Annotated in this window: 13 protein-coding genes and 4 tRNA genes; 15 read left to right on the forward strand and 2 right to left on the reverse strand. The window is 65.2% G+C overall.

The features are described from left to right. The first annotated feature begins 43 nt into the window (after positions 1–43). A complete protein-coding gene (gene htpX, locus V8688_RS04030; protein ID WP_218719606.1) occupies positions 44–907 on the forward strand; it encodes a zinc metalloprotease HtpX in 864 nt (287 codons plus the stop codon). Between the two features lie 115 nt (positions 908–1022). On the opposite strand, the gene V8688_RS04035 is transcribed toward htpX, so the two are convergent. Then, positions 1023–1514, reverse strand: coding sequence for a YajQ family cyclic di-GMP-binding protein (locus V8688_RS04035; RefSeq protein WP_316576178.1), 492 nt, complete (start codon positions 1512–1514; stop codon positions 1023–1025). A 177-nt stretch (positions 1515–1691) separates the two neighbouring features. Here V8688_RS04035 and V8688_RS04040 point away from each other — a divergent pair. The 10 genes from V8688_RS04040 (at position 1692) to rplA (ending at position 6842) form a co-directional block, all read left to right on the forward strand. Further along, a tRNA-Tyr gene (locus V8688_RS04040) sits at positions 1692–1774 on the forward strand. 313 nt (positions 1775–2087) lie between these two features. After that, positions 2088–2160: transfer RNA gene (locus V8688_RS04045), tRNA-Thr, on the forward strand. A gap of 58 nt (positions 2161–2218) precedes the next feature. After that, positions 2219–2294 (forward strand) — tRNA-Met (locus tag V8688_RS04050). Between the two features lie 36 nt (positions 2295–2330). Then, on the forward strand, positions 2331–2501 hold the full coding sequence (gene rpmG / locus V8688_RS04055) for a 50S ribosomal protein L33 (RefSeq protein ID WP_019049401.1): 171 nt from the start codon (positions 2331–2333) through the stop codon (positions 2499–2501). A gap of 144 nt (positions 2502–2645) precedes the next feature. Next, the gene (locus V8688_RS04060; protein ID WP_308248557.1) at positions 2646–3713 is read left to right on the forward strand and encodes a fused (3R)-hydroxyacyl-ACP dehydratase subunits HadA/HadB; all 1068 of its coding nucleotides are present in this window, start codon (positions 2646–2648) and stop codon (positions 3711–3713) included. A gap of 197 nt (positions 3714–3910) precedes the next feature. Continuing rightward, a tRNA-Trp gene (locus V8688_RS04065) sits at positions 3911–3983 on the forward strand. A gap of 108 nt (positions 3984–4091) precedes the next feature. Next, a complete protein-coding gene (secE, locus tag V8688_RS04070; RefSeq protein ID WP_218719608.1) occupies positions 4092–4469 on the forward strand; it encodes a preprotein translocase subunit SecE in 378 nt (125 codons plus the stop codon). 112 nt (positions 4470–4581) lie between these two features. After that, positions 4582–5376, forward strand: coding sequence for a transcription termination/antitermination protein NusG (gene nusG, locus V8688_RS04075; protein ID WP_316576176.1), 795 nt, complete (start codon positions 4582–4584; stop codon positions 5374–5376). Between the two features lie 238 nt (positions 5377–5614). After that, positions 5615–6049, forward strand: a complete 435-nt coding sequence (gene rplK, locus V8688_RS04080) for a 50S ribosomal protein L11 (protein WP_019049397.1) — start codon at positions 5615–5617, stop codon at positions 6047–6049. A 79-nt stretch (positions 6050–6128) separates the two neighbouring features. Beyond that, entirely contained in the window at positions 6129–6842 is a 714-nt protein-coding gene (gene rplA, locus V8688_RS04085; protein WP_067641870.1) for a 50S ribosomal protein L1, read from the forward strand. 77 nt (positions 6843–6919) lie between these two features. On the opposite strand, the gene V8688_RS04090 is transcribed toward rplA, so the two are convergent. Continuing rightward, positions 6920–8518, reverse strand: coding sequence for an MFS transporter (locus tag V8688_RS04090; protein ID WP_342800192.1), 1599 nt, complete (start codon positions 8516–8518; stop codon positions 6920–6922). Between the two features lie 404 nt (positions 8519–8922). Between V8688_RS04090 and rplJ the strand changes: the two genes are divergently transcribed. The 4 genes from rplJ (at position 8923) to V8688_RS04110 (ending at position 15246) form a co-directional block, all read left to right on the forward strand. Continuing rightward, positions 8923–9453 carry a 50S ribosomal protein L10 gene (rplJ, locus tag V8688_RS04095; RefSeq protein ID WP_218719611.1) on the forward strand — a complete coding sequence of 177 codons (531 nt, stop codon included), beginning with the start codon at positions 8923–8925 and terminating at the stop codon, positions 9451–9453. 60 nt (positions 9454–9513) lie between these two features. Next, positions 9514–9900: a 50S ribosomal protein L7/L12 gene (gene rplL / locus V8688_RS04100; RefSeq protein ID WP_218719612.1), complete on the forward strand. Its 387-nt coding sequence runs from the start codon at positions 9514–9516 to the stop codon at positions 9898–9900. 230 nt (positions 9901–10130) lie between these two features. Beyond that, a complete protein-coding gene (locus tag V8688_RS04105) occupies positions 10131–11213 on the forward strand; it encodes an ABC transporter ATP-binding protein (RefSeq protein WP_255588111.1) in 1083 nt (360 codons plus the stop codon). 532 nt (positions 11214–11745) lie between these two features. Continuing rightward, entirely contained in the window at positions 11746–15246 is a 3501-nt protein-coding gene (locus V8688_RS04110; RefSeq protein ID WP_218719614.1) for a DNA-directed RNA polymerase subunit beta, read from the forward strand. The last annotated feature ends 2 nt before the right edge of the window (positions 15247–15248 follow it).

A 15248-nucleotide genomic window follows, 5' to 3' on the forward strand; every position in this document is an offset into this window, starting at 1 on the left:
AACCAAGCGCCTGACGACCGGCAAGAGGCGCGGGGAGGCGGAAATGCCCAATGGGATCAGAACATTCGGTTTGATGGTCGGGCTGTCGGCGCTGATCGTCGCCATCGGGGCGATGTTCCGCAGCCCGACGATCCTGATCATCTCGATCGTGCTGGCCGTCGGCATGAACGCCTACGCCTACTTCAACAGCGACAAACTGGCGCTGAAGGCGATGCACGCGCAACCGGTCAGCGAACTGGAAGCGCCGGTCATGTACCGGATCGTGCGCGAGCTCGCGACCACGGCCCGCCAGCCCATGCCGCGGCTCTACATCAGCCCGACCAACGCGCCCAACGCGTTCGCGACCGGGCGTAATCCCCGCCACGCCGCGGTGTGCTGTACCAGCGGCATCCTGCAGTTGCTCGACGAGCGGGAACTGCGCGCGGTGCTCGGACACGAGCTGTCGCACGTCTACAACCGCGACATCCTGATCTCGTCGGTGGCCGGCGCGATGGCCTCGATCATCACCGGCCTGGCCAATATGGCGTTCTTCGCGAGCTCGTTCGGCAGCAGGGACGGGCAGGGCCCGAACATCATCGCCGTGCTGCTGGTCTCGCTGCTCGGCCCGATCGCGGCGGGCCTGATCAAGATGGCCGTCTCACGGTCCCGGGAGTACCAGGCCGATCAGTCCGGCGCCGAACTCACCGGTGACCCACTGGCGCTGGCCTCGGCCCTGCGCAAGATCGAACGCGGCGTCCAGGTGGCCCCGCTGCCGCCGGATCCCCAACTCACCAGCGAATCGCACCTGATGATCGCCAACCCGTTCCGCGCGGGCGATCGCATCGCCCGCTGGTACTCCACGCATCCGCCGATGGAGGAACGCATCAAGCGGCTGGAGGAGCTGGCGGGCGGCGAGCACCGCTGCTGACGTCACCACCACGTTTTCGGCCGCCTCGCCGCCGAGCAGCGAGACGGAACGCCGAAGGCGCAGTATCGCTGCTCGGCGGCGAGGTCACGAGGCCGAAAACCCGCGGCGCCAGCCGCTAGCGATAATTCACGAACTGCAGGGCGATACCGAAGTCCTCGCCCTTGAGCAGCGAGATCACGGCCTGCAGATCGTCGCGCTTCTTGCTGCTGACCCGCAGTTCCTCGCCCTGGATCTGCGCCTTCACGCCCTTGGGGCCCTCGTCGCGGATCTTCTTGGAGATCTTCTTCGCCTTCTCGGTGTCGATGCCCTGCACCAGCGTGCCGGTGATCTTGAACACCTTGCCCGAGGCCTGCGGCTCGCCGGCATCGAACGCCTTGAGCGAGATGTCGCGCCGGATCAGCTTCTCCTTGAACACCTCGAGCGCGGCCTTGACCCGCTCCTCGGCGTTCGCGGTCAGCACGATGGCTTCCTCGCCCGACCACGCGATCGCCGCATCGGTGCCCTTGAAGTCGTAGCGGGAGTTCAGCTCCTTCTCCGCCTGGTGCAGCGCATTGTCGACCTCCTGCCGATCGACCTTGCTCACCACGTCGAATGACGAATCAGCCACACTGCGCTCCTGTCCCTCACGGTCTGCCAACGGGTGGGCCGACAGGTGTGCCGGCCACCGAGACAGTTGTACCCGTATGCCCCCGTCGACCGTGCTCGCAGGGTCGTTGTGCAGGCGGTTTGCATTGGGGGTGTGGGTTCGTTGTAAGCTGCTCAGCGCACCGGAAACGGCGCACAAGGCAGATTGCCCGAGCGGCCAATGGGAGCAGACTGTAAATCTGTCGGTGAAAGCCTACGTAGGTTCGAATCCTACATCTGCCACATCGAACCCCGTCGATCATCACGATCGGCGGGGTTCTTTGGTTCGTGGCCTCGTCCGCCTCTCCGCGATTCTGCGTCCCGTCCGGGAGCTCGACTGTGCGTTCTCGGGCTCGCGTCGTTCTGGCACGGCGTCGAGGTGGCCGGGGGAGTTACCCATGCACCTGCGTGATCAGTGGGTTGCGGGTCGGTAAAAATGGGGTCTCACCAGGCGATTTGGTGCTCTTCGGTGGAAGTGTGTAATCTCTTTCAGGACGCCGGAGCACGGGGTCGCTCGGATCGGTTCGCCGACCAAGACCTTGTGCCACGTAGTCATGCCCCCTTAGCTCAGTCGGCAGAGCGTTTCCATGGTAAGGAAAAGGTCAACGGTTCGATTCCGTTAGGGGGCTCGCCGGATTGCCGGTGGTGACCGACTTTCCCGCCGGCCCACCGTAACAGGTCCGCCGTGGCGGTGTAGCTCAGTCGGTAGAGCAAACGACTCATAATCGTTGTGTCGCCGGTTCAAGTCCGGCCATCGCTACCAATAACGACTCAGCCCAGACCGGAAAGAAGGCAAATCGTGGCCGCGAAGTCCACCGATGTCCGGCCAAAGATCACCTTGGCCTGCGAAGAGTGCAAGCACCGCAACTACATCACCAAGAAGAACCGGCGCAACGACCCGGACCGCCTCGAGCTGAAGAAGTTCTGCCCGAACTGCGGAACCCACCGGGCGCACCGCGAGTCGCGCTGATTCACCAAGCTTTGCCGAAAGGCCGGACGAGAGTCCGGCCTTTCGTGCGTTTCCGGGGTCGGTACGGTACCCGCCCGAGTGGGTGAATACACCCCGCTCGACGTTGTGACCCGGCTACGTGTGAGTAAGGTCCACGGTGTGACAGTGAACACCGGAACCGACGAAGCGGTCACCGCCGCAGCCGCCGCACCGGTCGATCCCGCCGCGCACGCCGCGGCGATGGTCGGCCACCACTACCGTGTCGACGACTACTACGAGGTCGGCCGCGAGAAGGTGCGCGAATACGCCCGTGCCGTGCAGGACTACCACCCGGTGCACTGGGAGGAAGACGTCGCACGTGAGTACGGCCACGACGGCCTGCTCGCCCCGCTCACCTTCATCTCGCTGGTGGGCATCCTCGCCCAGCGCAAGCTGTTCGAGCAGATCGTCACGGGCTACGACCTGAGCCAGATCATGCAGACCGATCAGATCCTGGAGTTCCACCGCCCTATCCGGGTGGGCGACCAGCTGACCTGTGATGTGTACCTGCATTCCTTCCGGCAGGCTTTCGGCGGCGACATCATCGTGACGAAGAACATCGTCACCGCCCAGGACGACGAGCTGGTGCTCACCACCTACACCACGCTCATCGGCCGCAGCGGCGGTGACATCGATCCCACGATGTCGGACGCGGTGCGCAACATCCTGATGCACGGCCTCGAGGAGCCCGCTCATCACGCGCCCGTCGACGCGCACACCGGGATCACCCCGGATCCGGTCACCAAGCAGCCGGCCCCGTTCTTCAGCACGCGCGCCCTGTCCTTCGACAGCGTGTCGGCCGGTGATGAACTCCCGCCGCGCACCGTCCGGCTCACCCGTGGCGATCTGGTTAACTACGCGGGCGTGTCCGGCGACGCCAATCCGATCCACTGGAGCGACGAGATCGTCAAGCTCGTCGGCCTCGACGACGTGGTCGCGCACGGCATGCTGACGATGGGTCTCGGCGGCGGTTTCGTCACCTCCTGGCTCGGCGATCCCGGCGCCGTCAAGGAGTACAACGTGCGCTTCACCAGCCCGGTCTACGTCGGGTCCGACGCACCGGCCGAGGTCGAGTTCACCGGTAAGGTGAAGTCGGTCGATCCGGAGACCAGGACCGCGGTCGTCGCCATCACGGCGAAGTCGGCGGGCAAGAAGATCTTCGGGCGGGCCACGGCTACCGTTCAGCTGTCCTGACCTGGTCGGCTGTCCCGGATTGGCAAATACCGCACGCGGTAACGTACACTCGGGACTCTGGGGTCACCGGCTGCTGCGCGCTGATCTTCCCGGGGACATGATCCCCATGGAAGCGGCGCGCATGTTGTGTGGCACCAGAGCTCGATAATCGAATATCGACTGTGGTTGGGCACTACAGCTCAGGCTGGTCCAACCGAAGGGGCGTAGCTCAATTGGCAGAGCAGCGGTCTCCAAAACCGCAGGTTGCAGGTTCAAGTCCTGTCGCCCCTGCCCTGAATGCCAGCGACGAGGAAGGATCGACGTGAGCGAGCGGAGCGAGCGAGCCATCAGGCCAGCGCGCTTCGCGCACGGCGGATCCGAGCGAAGCGAGGAGACGACGTGAGCGACGAGCGGGATACTCGCGCCGAAGACGGCGACGACACCGCCGCTGCCACTCGGCCGAGCGGCAAGCGGACAGCTCGCCGTGCGCGCACGTCGGATGCTCCGGCGGACACCGGTTCGGTGGCGACGCTCGACCGGTCCTCCTCGCGCAAGGCAGACAAGACTGCTGGGAAGGCCACGTCGGGCAACCCGTTCAAGCGGCTGCTCAGGTTCCTGCGAGAAGTTATCGCGGAACTGCGCAAGGTGATCTGGCCCAACCGGAAGCAGATGGTCACCTATACGACCGTCGTTCTGGTGTTCGTGGTCTTCATGGTCGCGTTCATATTTGGGCTGGATACGGCGTTCATCAAGGGTGTCGACTGGCTGTTCGGCTGATCGCCGACACCAACGCCGGTAGCCGATCCCGGGCCGGAACGGCGGAGTGTGCGCTCCGCGCCCCCGACCCGGCCCAGAGGATGTAGTGACGACACAGGAAGCGAGTGCCTCAGTGAGCACCCCGGAGAACGAAACAAACGACGAGTTCCCGGTCGACGACGCCGTGGCGGAGACCGCCACCGACGAGGTCGATGCCACCACCGAGGTCGCTGACGCCGACGAGACCGTCGTCGAGGACGTCGCCACCGAGGAAGACCCCGAAGCCGACCCGGTCGAGTCGATGAAGGCCAAGCTGCGCCGCGTCCCCGGCGACTGGTACGTCGTGCACTCCTACGCCGGCTACGAGAACAAGGTCAAGACCAACCTCGAGACCCGCGTGCAGAACCTCGGCCTCGAGGACTACATCTTCCAGGTCGAGGTGCCGACCGAAGAAGTCACCGAGATCAAGAACGGCCAGCGCAAGCACGTCAACCGCAAGGTGCTGCCGGGCTACATCCTGGTCCGGATGGAACTGAACAACGAGTCGTGGGGTGCGGTCCGCAACACTCCCGGCGTCACCGGTTTCGTCGGTATGACCGGCGGTGGCCCCGGCGCCAAGCCGACCCCGCTGACCATCAACGAGGTCGTGAAGTTCCTGGTTCCGGCCGGTGCGCAGCAGAAGAAGGCGGCCGCGGCGGCAGCCTCCTCGACCGGCGCCGAGTCCACCGGCGAGGTGTCGGCCAAGCCGATCATCGAGGTCGACTTCGAGGTCGGCGAGTCGGTGACCGTGATGGACGGCCCGTTCGCGACGCTGCCCGCCAGCATCAGCGAGGTCAACGCCGAGCAGCAGAAGCTCAAGGTGCTCGTCTCGATCTTCGGTCGCGAGACCCCGGTCGAGCTGAACTTCACCCAGGTCTCCAAGATCTAGCTCGAACCAGCTTCGCAACGGCACCGCCTCGGCGGTGCCGTTGTCGTTGTACGACCTCCCCGCCTGCGGCCGCCACGGTGGGGTTCGGTAGAGTGTGACAGTTCGTGTGTAGACCCGCTCCAGGCGTTTTCCGCCCGGTGTGACGGTCGTGCGCGAATGCCGGGCTTGGACCCGGCGTGGGAGCGATCCCGCAACAGGCTTACGGCAACCGTAAGGAACCGAAACCCAAGGAAGAAAGATGCCCCCCAAGAAGAAGAAGCTCGCCGGGATCATCAAGCTGCAGATCCAGGCCGGTGCCGCGAACCCGGCTCCTCCGGTCGGCCCCGCGCTCGGTCAGCACGGCGTCAACATCATGGAGTTCTGCAAGGCGTACAACGCCGCGACCGAGTCGCAGCGTGGCAACGTCATCCCGGTCGAGATCTCGGTGTACGAGGACCGGACGTTCGACTTCAAGCTGAAGACCCCGCCCGCCGCGCGTCTGCTGCTCAAGGCCGCCGGTGTGCAGAAGGGCTCGGCCGAGCCGCACAAGACCAAGGTCGCCAAGGTCACCATGGACCAGGTCCGGGAGATCGCCAAGACCAAGGCCGAGGATCTCAACGCCACCGATCTCGATCAGGCCGCGAAGATCATCGCCGGTACCGCGCGTTCGATGGGTATCACCGTCGAAGGCTGAGCGACTACTCGCTCACTGTGGGAGGGCCGGCCAGGCCCGTAACACCACATCTGAACTCGAACATTAAGGACAGAGAAACATGGCAAAGCGAAGCAAGGCGTATCTCGCCGCTGCTGAGAAGGTCGATCGCGACAAGCTGTACTCCCCGCTGGCCGCTGCGCGCCTGGCCAAGGAGACCGCGACCACCAAGACCGACGCGACCGTCGAGGTCGCCGTTCGTCTCGGCGTCGACCCCCGTAAGGCCGACCAGATGGTCCGCGGCACCGTCAACCTGCCGCACGGCACCGGTAAGACCGCCCGCGTCATCGTGTTCGCCGCCGGCGAGAAGGCCGCCGAGGCCGAGGCCGCCGGTGCCGACGCCGTGGGCGCCGAGGACCTGATCGAGCGGATCCAGGGCGGCTGGCTGGACTTCGACGCCGCGATCGCCACCCCGGACCAGATGGCCAAGGTCGGCCGCATCGCGCGTGTCCTGGGCCCGCGCGGTCTGATGCCGAACCCGAAGACGGGCACCGTCACCAACGATGTGACCAAGGCCGTCAACGACATCAAGGGCGGCAAGATCAACTTCCGCGTCGACAAGCAGGCCAACCTGCACTTCGTCATCGGCAAGGCGTCGTTCGACGACGCCAAGCTGGTGGAGAACTACGGCGCCGCGCTGGACGAGATCCTGCGTGTGAAGCCGTCGACCGCCAAGGGTCGCTACGTCAAGAAGATCACGGTTTCGACCAACACCGGACCGGGCATCCCGGTGGACCCGAACCGCACCCGCAACCTTCTCGACGAGGATGCGTGAGCTTCGACTGACAGGTAGCTCCTGATCGACCACGAGGGTGGGAACGCACTGCGTTCCCACCCTCGCGGTCTTTCCGCTCAGTCCTTCTTGCGCCAGCCGAGCAGGACCGATTCGCCGTCCTGCGGCTTCCACGGCAGGAAGATCGCGACGATCACCGCGCAGACGGCGACCGCGCCCGCCGCCACCAGGGACGCGGTGTGCGCACCCTGTAGCGTCGCGGTCTTCATGGCGACGATGAGGTTCTCGCGCTGGGTTTCCAGGAACGGCGTCAGTTCACGCTTACGCAGCTCCAGCACGCTGAGTGGACTGGCCTTGACCAGGCTCTTCTCATTGGCGTTCATGATCGCGAGCGGGATGGCGTCGACCCGGGCGCCGATGCGGCCGCTGTAGTACGAGGCCACGATCGAGCCGAGTACCGCGACGCCGAGGGTGCCGCCGATCTCGCGGGTGGTGTCGTTGACGGCCGAGCCCGCGCCCGCCTCGTCGAGCGGCAGCGCCGACATGATCGACTCCGTGGCCGGGCCCTGCACGATGCCCAACCCCAGCGCCATCGACACCATCGATGGCAGCACGCCGATCAGATAAGTGCTGTCGACGGTGACCTGGCCGCCCAGATAGAGGCCGAGTCCGGTGAGCAACAGCCCGATCACCAGCACCGCGGTGGTGCCGACCCGCTGGGCGAGCAGCGTCGCCACCGGTGCGCCGATCGCGACCGAGAACGCGAACGGCAATGACGCGATACCGAATTCGAGCGGGGTGTATTCCCGCACGCCCTGGAAATACTGGGTGATCAGAAACAGGAATCCGAACATCGAGAAGTACGCGATGGCAATGGCCAAGGCGGGCAATGAGAATCGGCGGTTGCGGAACAGTCGCATATCGAGAATTGGAGCCGCGGTGCGCAATTCCCACGTGACGAAAGCGGCGAGCAGAACGACACCGAGCGCCGCGGTGCACAGGGTGGTGAGCGAGAGCCAGCCGTTGTGCGGTGCCTCGATGATGGCCCACACCACCAGCGTGATGCCCGCGACGGACAGCAGGATGCCGGGCAGATCCAGCCTGCCGACCTGTTCGGCGCGTGATTCCGGCACCCAGATCAGCGTCGCGACAAGTGCGACCAGCGCCACCGGCACATTGATCCAGAACACCGAGTGCCAGCTGAAGTGTTCGAGCAGCCAGCCGCCCGAGATCGGGCCGATGGCGATGGCGAAGCCCGCCATCGCGGTCCAGGCGGCGATGGCAAGCGCGCGTTCGCGCTTGTCGGTGAAGATGTTGATGATCAGGGCCAGGGTGGCCGGGAAGACGGCGGCGGCGAAGACACCCATCGCCGCGCGGGCCGCGATGACCTGCGTCATCGACTCGGCGAGCGCGCCGCCCACCGACATCACCGCGATGCCGATGAGACCCACGATCATGATCCGGCGGCGACCGTAGCGGTCACCGAGATTGCCTGCGGCGAGCAGCAATCCGGCGAAGGTGAGCGTGTAGGCGTCGACGACCCACTGCAGGCCGGAGACTCCGGTCTGCAGTTGGACGCCGATGGAGGGGAGGGCGACGTTGACGATGGTGTTGTCGAGGACGACCAGCAGTTCGGCCAGGCAGATGACGACGAGTGCGAGGAATCGCTGCGGACGCCGGTCCAGCAGCACTGATGGAGCGACTATGGAGGTTGCCATAGTTGAGAAGTGAAGCAGGTTACTGTCACCGAACGTAACACCTTTCCGGTGAGATTGCTGCCACTTCGACCCATCGAATGTGAACTGGGCCACAAATCGACACCGGCGAATTCAGCGCTGCCGGGGGCGTTTTGGCAGATCGGGGCAGGTGCCGGTACAGTGGACTCCGGTCATCGACATGTTCGATGGCTACCCATTCGTTCTACCGAAGACCGTTGGTCGTCGATGCCGCTTGCGTGGTGTCGATCGAAGGTCCGGCGACATTGCCGGCGGCCCACGCAGGGAGAGCTGAGGCCGATATTTTCGCGCCCCGGTACGCCTTGCGTCCGGGGCGTTAGTTTTGTCGCCGGCCCCTGAATTCGGTAGTGCGCGTTCACGAACCGACATCAGAGAGGAGGCGAAGTATGGCGAAGCCTGAAAAGGTCACCGCTGTCGCGGAGATCGCGGAGCAGTTCAAGAACTCCACGGCCACTGTTGTCACGGAATACCGTGGTCTTTCGGTCGGCAAGCTCACCGAGCTGCGTCGCGCGCTCGGCGCCGAGGCCACGTACTCCGTCGCCAAGAACACCCTGGTCAAGCTCGCGGCCGCGGAAGCGGGCGTCGAGGGCCTGGACGACTTGTTCGTCGGACCGACCGCCATCACCTTCATCCAGGGTGAGCCGGTCAACGCCGCGAAGGCCCTCAAGACCTTCGCCAAGGACAACAAGGCGCTCATCATCAAGGGCGGCTACATGGACGGCGCTGCGCTGTCCGTGTCCGAGGTCGAGAAGATCGCCGACCTGGAGACCCGCGAGGTCCTGCTGGCCAAGCTGGCCGGTGCGATGAAGGGCAACATGTCCAAGGCTGCCGGGCTGTTCTCGGCTCCTGCCGGTCAGGTGGCCCGTCTGGCCGCCGCGCTGCAGGAGAAGAAGCAGGCCGAAGGCGCTGCCGAGTAATACCCCCGTGTGGGTGTTACCGCCCGCGCGAACAGACATTCACTACCGAAAGGAACAATCATGGCCAAGCTGTCCACCGAAGAGCTGCTCGAGGTTTTCTCGGAGATGACCCTGCTGGAGCTGTCGGGCTTCGTGAAGGCGTTCGAGGAGAAGTTCGAGGTCACCGCCGCTGCCCCCGTCGCCGTTGCCGCCGCGGGTGCCGCCCCGGCCGCCGCTGACGCCGCCGAGGAGCAGGACGAGTTCGACGTCATCCTCGAGGGTGCGGGCGACAAGAAGATCCAGGTCATCAAGGTGGTCCGTGAGATCGTCTCCGGCCTGGGCCTGAAGGAAGCCAAGGACCTGGTCGAGGGTGCCCCGAAGCCGATCCTGGAGAAGGTCACCAAGGAGGCCGCCGAGGCCGCCAAGGCGAAGCTGGAAGAGGCCGGCGCCAAGGTTGCCGTCAAGTAATTCGGCACCAGCCGTTGCGAACGGGCGGTCCCACTCGGGGCCGCCCGTTTGTTATTTACCCAGACATGCGAAAGTGATCTCAGTCGTGAGTTCCGGTCGGGGTTACTCTTCAGTCATGTAGGGGTGTGCCCCGTCTCACTGATGGGTTACAGTGACCGGACCCACAGTGTCGTGACGCACCGCCGTGATGTGAGCGCGCGGTCAGCGGGGTGGGGTGCTCGCAGGGAACAATGGAGGTAGGCGTGGGCGTCGAGGTCAGGACCGAGGGTGTAACAAAATCCTTCGGTTCGCAGCGAATTTGGCAGGATGTGTCGATCACGCTCCCTTCGGGTGAGGTGAGCGCCCTGCTCGGCCCTTCTGGTACGGGTAAGTCGGTGTTCCTGAAGTCGCTGATCGGTCTGTTGCGGCCCGAGCGCGGCTCCATCTTCATCGATGGCACCGATATCACCACCTGCTCCAACAAGGAGCTCTACGAGATCCGGAAGCTGTTCGGCGTCCTTTTCCAGGACGGCGCGCTCTTCGGCTCGATGAATCTGTTCGACAACATCGCTTTCCCGCTTCGTGAGCACACGAAGAAGTCGGAAACCGAGATCAAGCGCATCGTCATGGAGAAGCTCGAGCTGACCGGTCTGCTCGGCGCCGAGGGCAAACTGCCCGGCGAGATCTCCGGCGGTATGCGCAAGCGCGCCGGTCTGGCCCGCGCCCTGGTGCTCGACCCGCAGATCATCCTCGTCGACGAGCCCGACTCCGGTCTGGACCCGGTGCGTACGTCGTACCTGGCGCAGCTGCTGCTCAATATCAACGCCCAGATCGACGCCACGATCCTGATCGTGACGCACAACATCAACCTGGCCCGTACCGTGCCGGACAACATCGGCATGCTGTTCCGCCGCCAGCTGGTCATGTTCGGCCCCCGCGAGGTGCTGCTGACCAGTGACGAGCCGGTGGTCAAGCAGTTCCTCAACGGCCGCATGATCGGCCCGATCGGTATGTCCGAGGAGAAGGACGAGGCGCAGATGGCGCGCGAGCAGGCGCTCGTCGACGCCGGTCACCACCACGGTGGCGCCGAGGAGATCGAGGGCATCATCCCGCAGATGAAGGCGGAGCCGGGCATGCCGGTCCGCCAGGCCGTCTTCCGTCGTCAGGCGCGTGTGCGCGAGATCATGCACACCCTGCCGCACGCGGCTCAGGTGGCGATCCGGGAGTCGCTCGACCAGTCCGACGACACCCAGGTGATGGCCGCCTACGGCAGCGAGCACCCCACCGCGGCCTTCGACACCAAGACGATTCCGCACGGCCAGATCAACGGCTGAGCGCACCCGGCGACACCAGCGAGCCCCGGCCGTCACGGCCGGGGCTCGCTGCGTTCACGGCCGGAAAACAGGCTCTGAACGGGTGTTTCGCGGGTTGGCGTCTTCGGCGTGTCGCGGGTAAAATAGCCGCGGTTCCGGCCGGGGATGTCCAGCGCGCCAGGCGATCTCACTTCTCGGACAGACCCCGCCGCGCCACTTGACGAGGCGCGCGCGAACCGTCACCCTATTCACAGCAGTGTCAGCTGCGCAGGGGCTCCAGCGCCCAGAACGACCGACGCGGCCAGCGTCACGGGAGTTCGGCGCGTTTGCCGTGTGAGCGGTCGCACGGATGGTATGTTGACACCCCTCTGTATGTGGGTGTAAGTTTGGACGTTGCGCTGGCTGCCTCCTGTCCACACCTTGATTCGCACACGTAAGTTCCACCTTCCGGTGTTACTTCCGCTGCTGCCTGTTCGGGTTTCGTTCGGGTTGTAACCAGCGGAATTCGTAGCAGACAAGCGACGGTCGCGGACCACCACGCGACGCGCGTGAGGTGCTGGAAGGACGCATCTTGGCAGTCTCCACCCAGACCAAGGCTGGAATCCCCGGAGCCCCGTTGAGGGTTTCGTTCGCGAAGATCCGAGAGCCCTTGGAGGTGCCCGGACTTCTCGACCTACAAACGGACTCGTTCGCCTGGTTGGTCGGTACCCCCGACTGGCGTGAGAAGGCGGCCGCACGCGGCGACGTCGGTCTCGCAGGCGGCTTGGAGGAGGTGCTCGAGGAGCTCTCGCCGATCGAGGACTTCTCCGGTTCGATGTCCCTGTCGTTCTCCGATCCGCGCTTCGAAGAGGTCAAGGCCTCCATCGAAGAGTGCAAAGAGAAGGACATGACCTACGCGGCGCCCCTGTTCGTCACCGCGGAGTTCATCAACAACAACACCGGCGAGATCAAGAGCCAGACGGTCTTCATGGGTGACTTCCCGATGATGACCGACAAGGGCACCTTCATCATCAACGGCACCGAGCGCGTCGTCGTCTCGCAGCTGGTCCGCTCCCCGGGCGTCTACTTCGATCACAGCATCGACAAGGGCACCGAGAAGGACCTGCACAGCGTGCGCGTCATCCCGTCGCGCGGCGCGTGGCTGGAGTTCGACGTCGACAAGCGCGACACCGTCGGTGTCCGCATCGACCGCAAGCGCCGTCAGCCGGTCACCGTGCTGCTCAAGGCGCTGGGTTGGACCACCGAGGAGATCGTCGAGCGTTTCGGCTTCTCCGAGATCATGATGTCCACCCTGGAGAAGGACAGCACGCCCGGCCAGGACGAGGCGCTGCTCGACATCTACCGCAAGCTGCGTCCGGGCGAGCCGCCGACCAAGGAGTCCGCGCAGACCCTGCTGGAGAACCTGTTCTTCAAGGAGAAGCGCTACGACCTGGCGCGCGTCGGTCGCTACAAGATCAACAAGAAGCTCGGCATCCACGTGCACGAGCCGGTGACCTCCTCGGTGCTCACCAAGGAAGACATCGTCACCACCATCGAGTACCTGGTGCGTCTGCACGCCGGTGACCGCTCGATGACCGCCCCCGGTGGTGAAGAGGTCCCCGTCGAGATCGACGACATCGACCACTTCGGTAACCGTCGTCTGCGCACCGTCGGCGAGCTGATCCAGAACCAGATCCGGGTGGGCCTGTCCCGCATGGAGCGCGTGGTCCGCGAGCGGATGACGACTCAGGACGTCGAGGCGATCACGCCGCAGACCCTGATCAACATCCGTCCCGTCGTGGCTGCGATCAAGGAGTTCTTCGGAACCTCCCAGCTGTCGCAGTTCATGGACCAGAACAACCCGCTGTCGGGTCTGACCCACAAGCGCCGCCTGTCGGCGCTGGGCCCGGGTGGTCTGTCCCGTGAGCGCGCCGGCCTGGAAGTCCGAGACGTCCACCCGTCGCACTACGGCCGCATGTGCCCGATCGAGACCCCGGAAGGCCCGAACATCGGCCTGATCGGATCGCTGTCGGTGTACGCGCGGGTCAACCCGTTCGGCTTCATCGAGACCCCGTACCGCCGGGTCATCGACGGCAAGGTGACCGACGAGGTCAAGTACCTGACCGCCGACGAGGAAGACCGCTACGTTCGCGCGCAGGCCAACTCCCCGGTCGACGCCGAGGGCCGCTTCCTCGAGGAGAAGGTCCTCGTCCGCCGTGCGGGCGAAGAGGTCGAGTTCGTGACGCCGGCTCAGGTCGACTACATGGACATCTCGCCGCGCCAGATGGTGTCGGTCGCGACGGCCATGATCCCGTTCCTCGAGCACGACGACGCCAACCGTGCCCTCATGGGCGCGAACATGCAGCGTCAGGCCGTGCCGCTGATCCGTTCCGAGTCCCCGATCGTGGGCACCGGTATGGAGCTGCGCGCCGCGGTGGACGCCGGCGATGTCGTGGTGAACGAGAAGCCGGGTGTGGTCGAGGAGGTCTCGGCCGACTACGTCACCGTGATGGCCGACGACGGCAGCCGCAAGTCCTACCGGATGCGCAAGTTCAACCGCTCGAACCAGGGCACCTGCTCCAACCAGCGTCCGATCGTGGACGAGGGCCAGCGGGTGGAGAAGGGGCAGGTCCTCGCGGACGGCCCCTGCACCGAGAACGGTGAGATGGCGCTCGGCAAGAACCTTCTTGTCGCCGTCATGCCGTGGGAAGGCCACAACTACGAGGACGCGATCATCCTGTCGCAGCGCCTCGTGGAAGAGGACGTTCTCACCTCGATCCACATCGAAGAGCACGAGATCGACGCCCGCGACACCAAGCTGGGCGCCGAGGAGATCACCCGGGACATCCCGAACGTCTCCGACGAGGTGCTGGCCGACCTGGACGAGCGCGGCATCATCCGCATCGGCGCCGAGGTTCGCGACGGCGACATCCTGGTCGGCAAGGTCACCCCGAAGGGCGAGACCGAGCTGACCCCCGAGGAGCGCCTGCTCCGCGCGATCTTCGGTGAGAAGGCGCGCGAGGTGCGCGACACCTCGCTGAAGGTGCCCCACGGTGAGTCCGGCAAGGTCATCGGCATCCGCGTGTTCTCGCGCGAGGACGACGACGATCTGCCTCCGGGCGTCAACGAGCTGGTCCGCGTGTACGTGGCCCAGAAGCGCAAGATCCAGGACGGCGACAAGCTCGCCGGCCGCCACGGCAACAAGGGCGTCATCGGCAAGATCCTCCCCGTGGAGGACATGCCGTTCATGCCCGACGGCACCCCGATCGACATCATCCTGAACACCCACGGTGTTCCGCGTCGTATGAACATCGGCCAGATCCTCGAGACCCACCTGGGCTGGATCGGCAAGGCCGGCTGGAATGTCGACGTGGCCTCCGACGGCACCCGTCCGGACTGGGCGGCCTCGCTGCCCGAGGAAATGCTGGGTGCCCCGGCCGACTCGAACATCGCGACCCCGGTGTTCGACGGCGCCAAGGATGACGAGCTGACCGGTCTGCTCGGCTCGACCCTGCCGAACCGTGACGGTGAGCGCATGGTCGACGAGAACGGCAAGGCGACCCTGTTCGACGGCCGCTCCGGCGAGCCGTTCCCGTACCCGGTCGCGGTCGGTTACATGTACATCCTGAAGCTGCACCACCTGGTCGACGACAAGATCCACGCCCGTTCGACCGGTCCGTACTCGATGATCACGCAGCAGCCGCTGGGTGGTAAGGCGCAGTTCGGTGGTCAGCGTTTCGGTGAGATGGAGTGCTGGGCCATGCAGGCCTACGGCGCGGCGTACACGCTGCAGGAGCTCCTGACCATCAAGTCCGACGACGTGGTCGGCCGCGTGAAGGTCTACGAGGCGATCGTCAAGGGCGAGAACATTCCGGAGCCGGGCATTCCGGAGTCGTTCAAGGTGCTCCTCAAGGAACTCCAGTCGCTGTGCCTCAACGTGGAAGTGCTGTCCTCGGACGGCGCCGCGATCGAGATGCGTGATGGCGACGACGAGGATCTGGAGCGCGCCGCGGCGAACCTGGGCATCAACCTGTCCAGGAACGAAGCGGCCACCGTCGACGATTTGGCGAACTAGGT

It is taken from the genome of Nocardia sp. No.11, assembly GCF_038752175.1.
Taxonomy (GTDB): domain Bacteria; phylum Actinomycetota; class Actinomycetes; order Mycobacteriales; family Mycobacteriaceae; genus Nocardia; species Nocardia canadensis.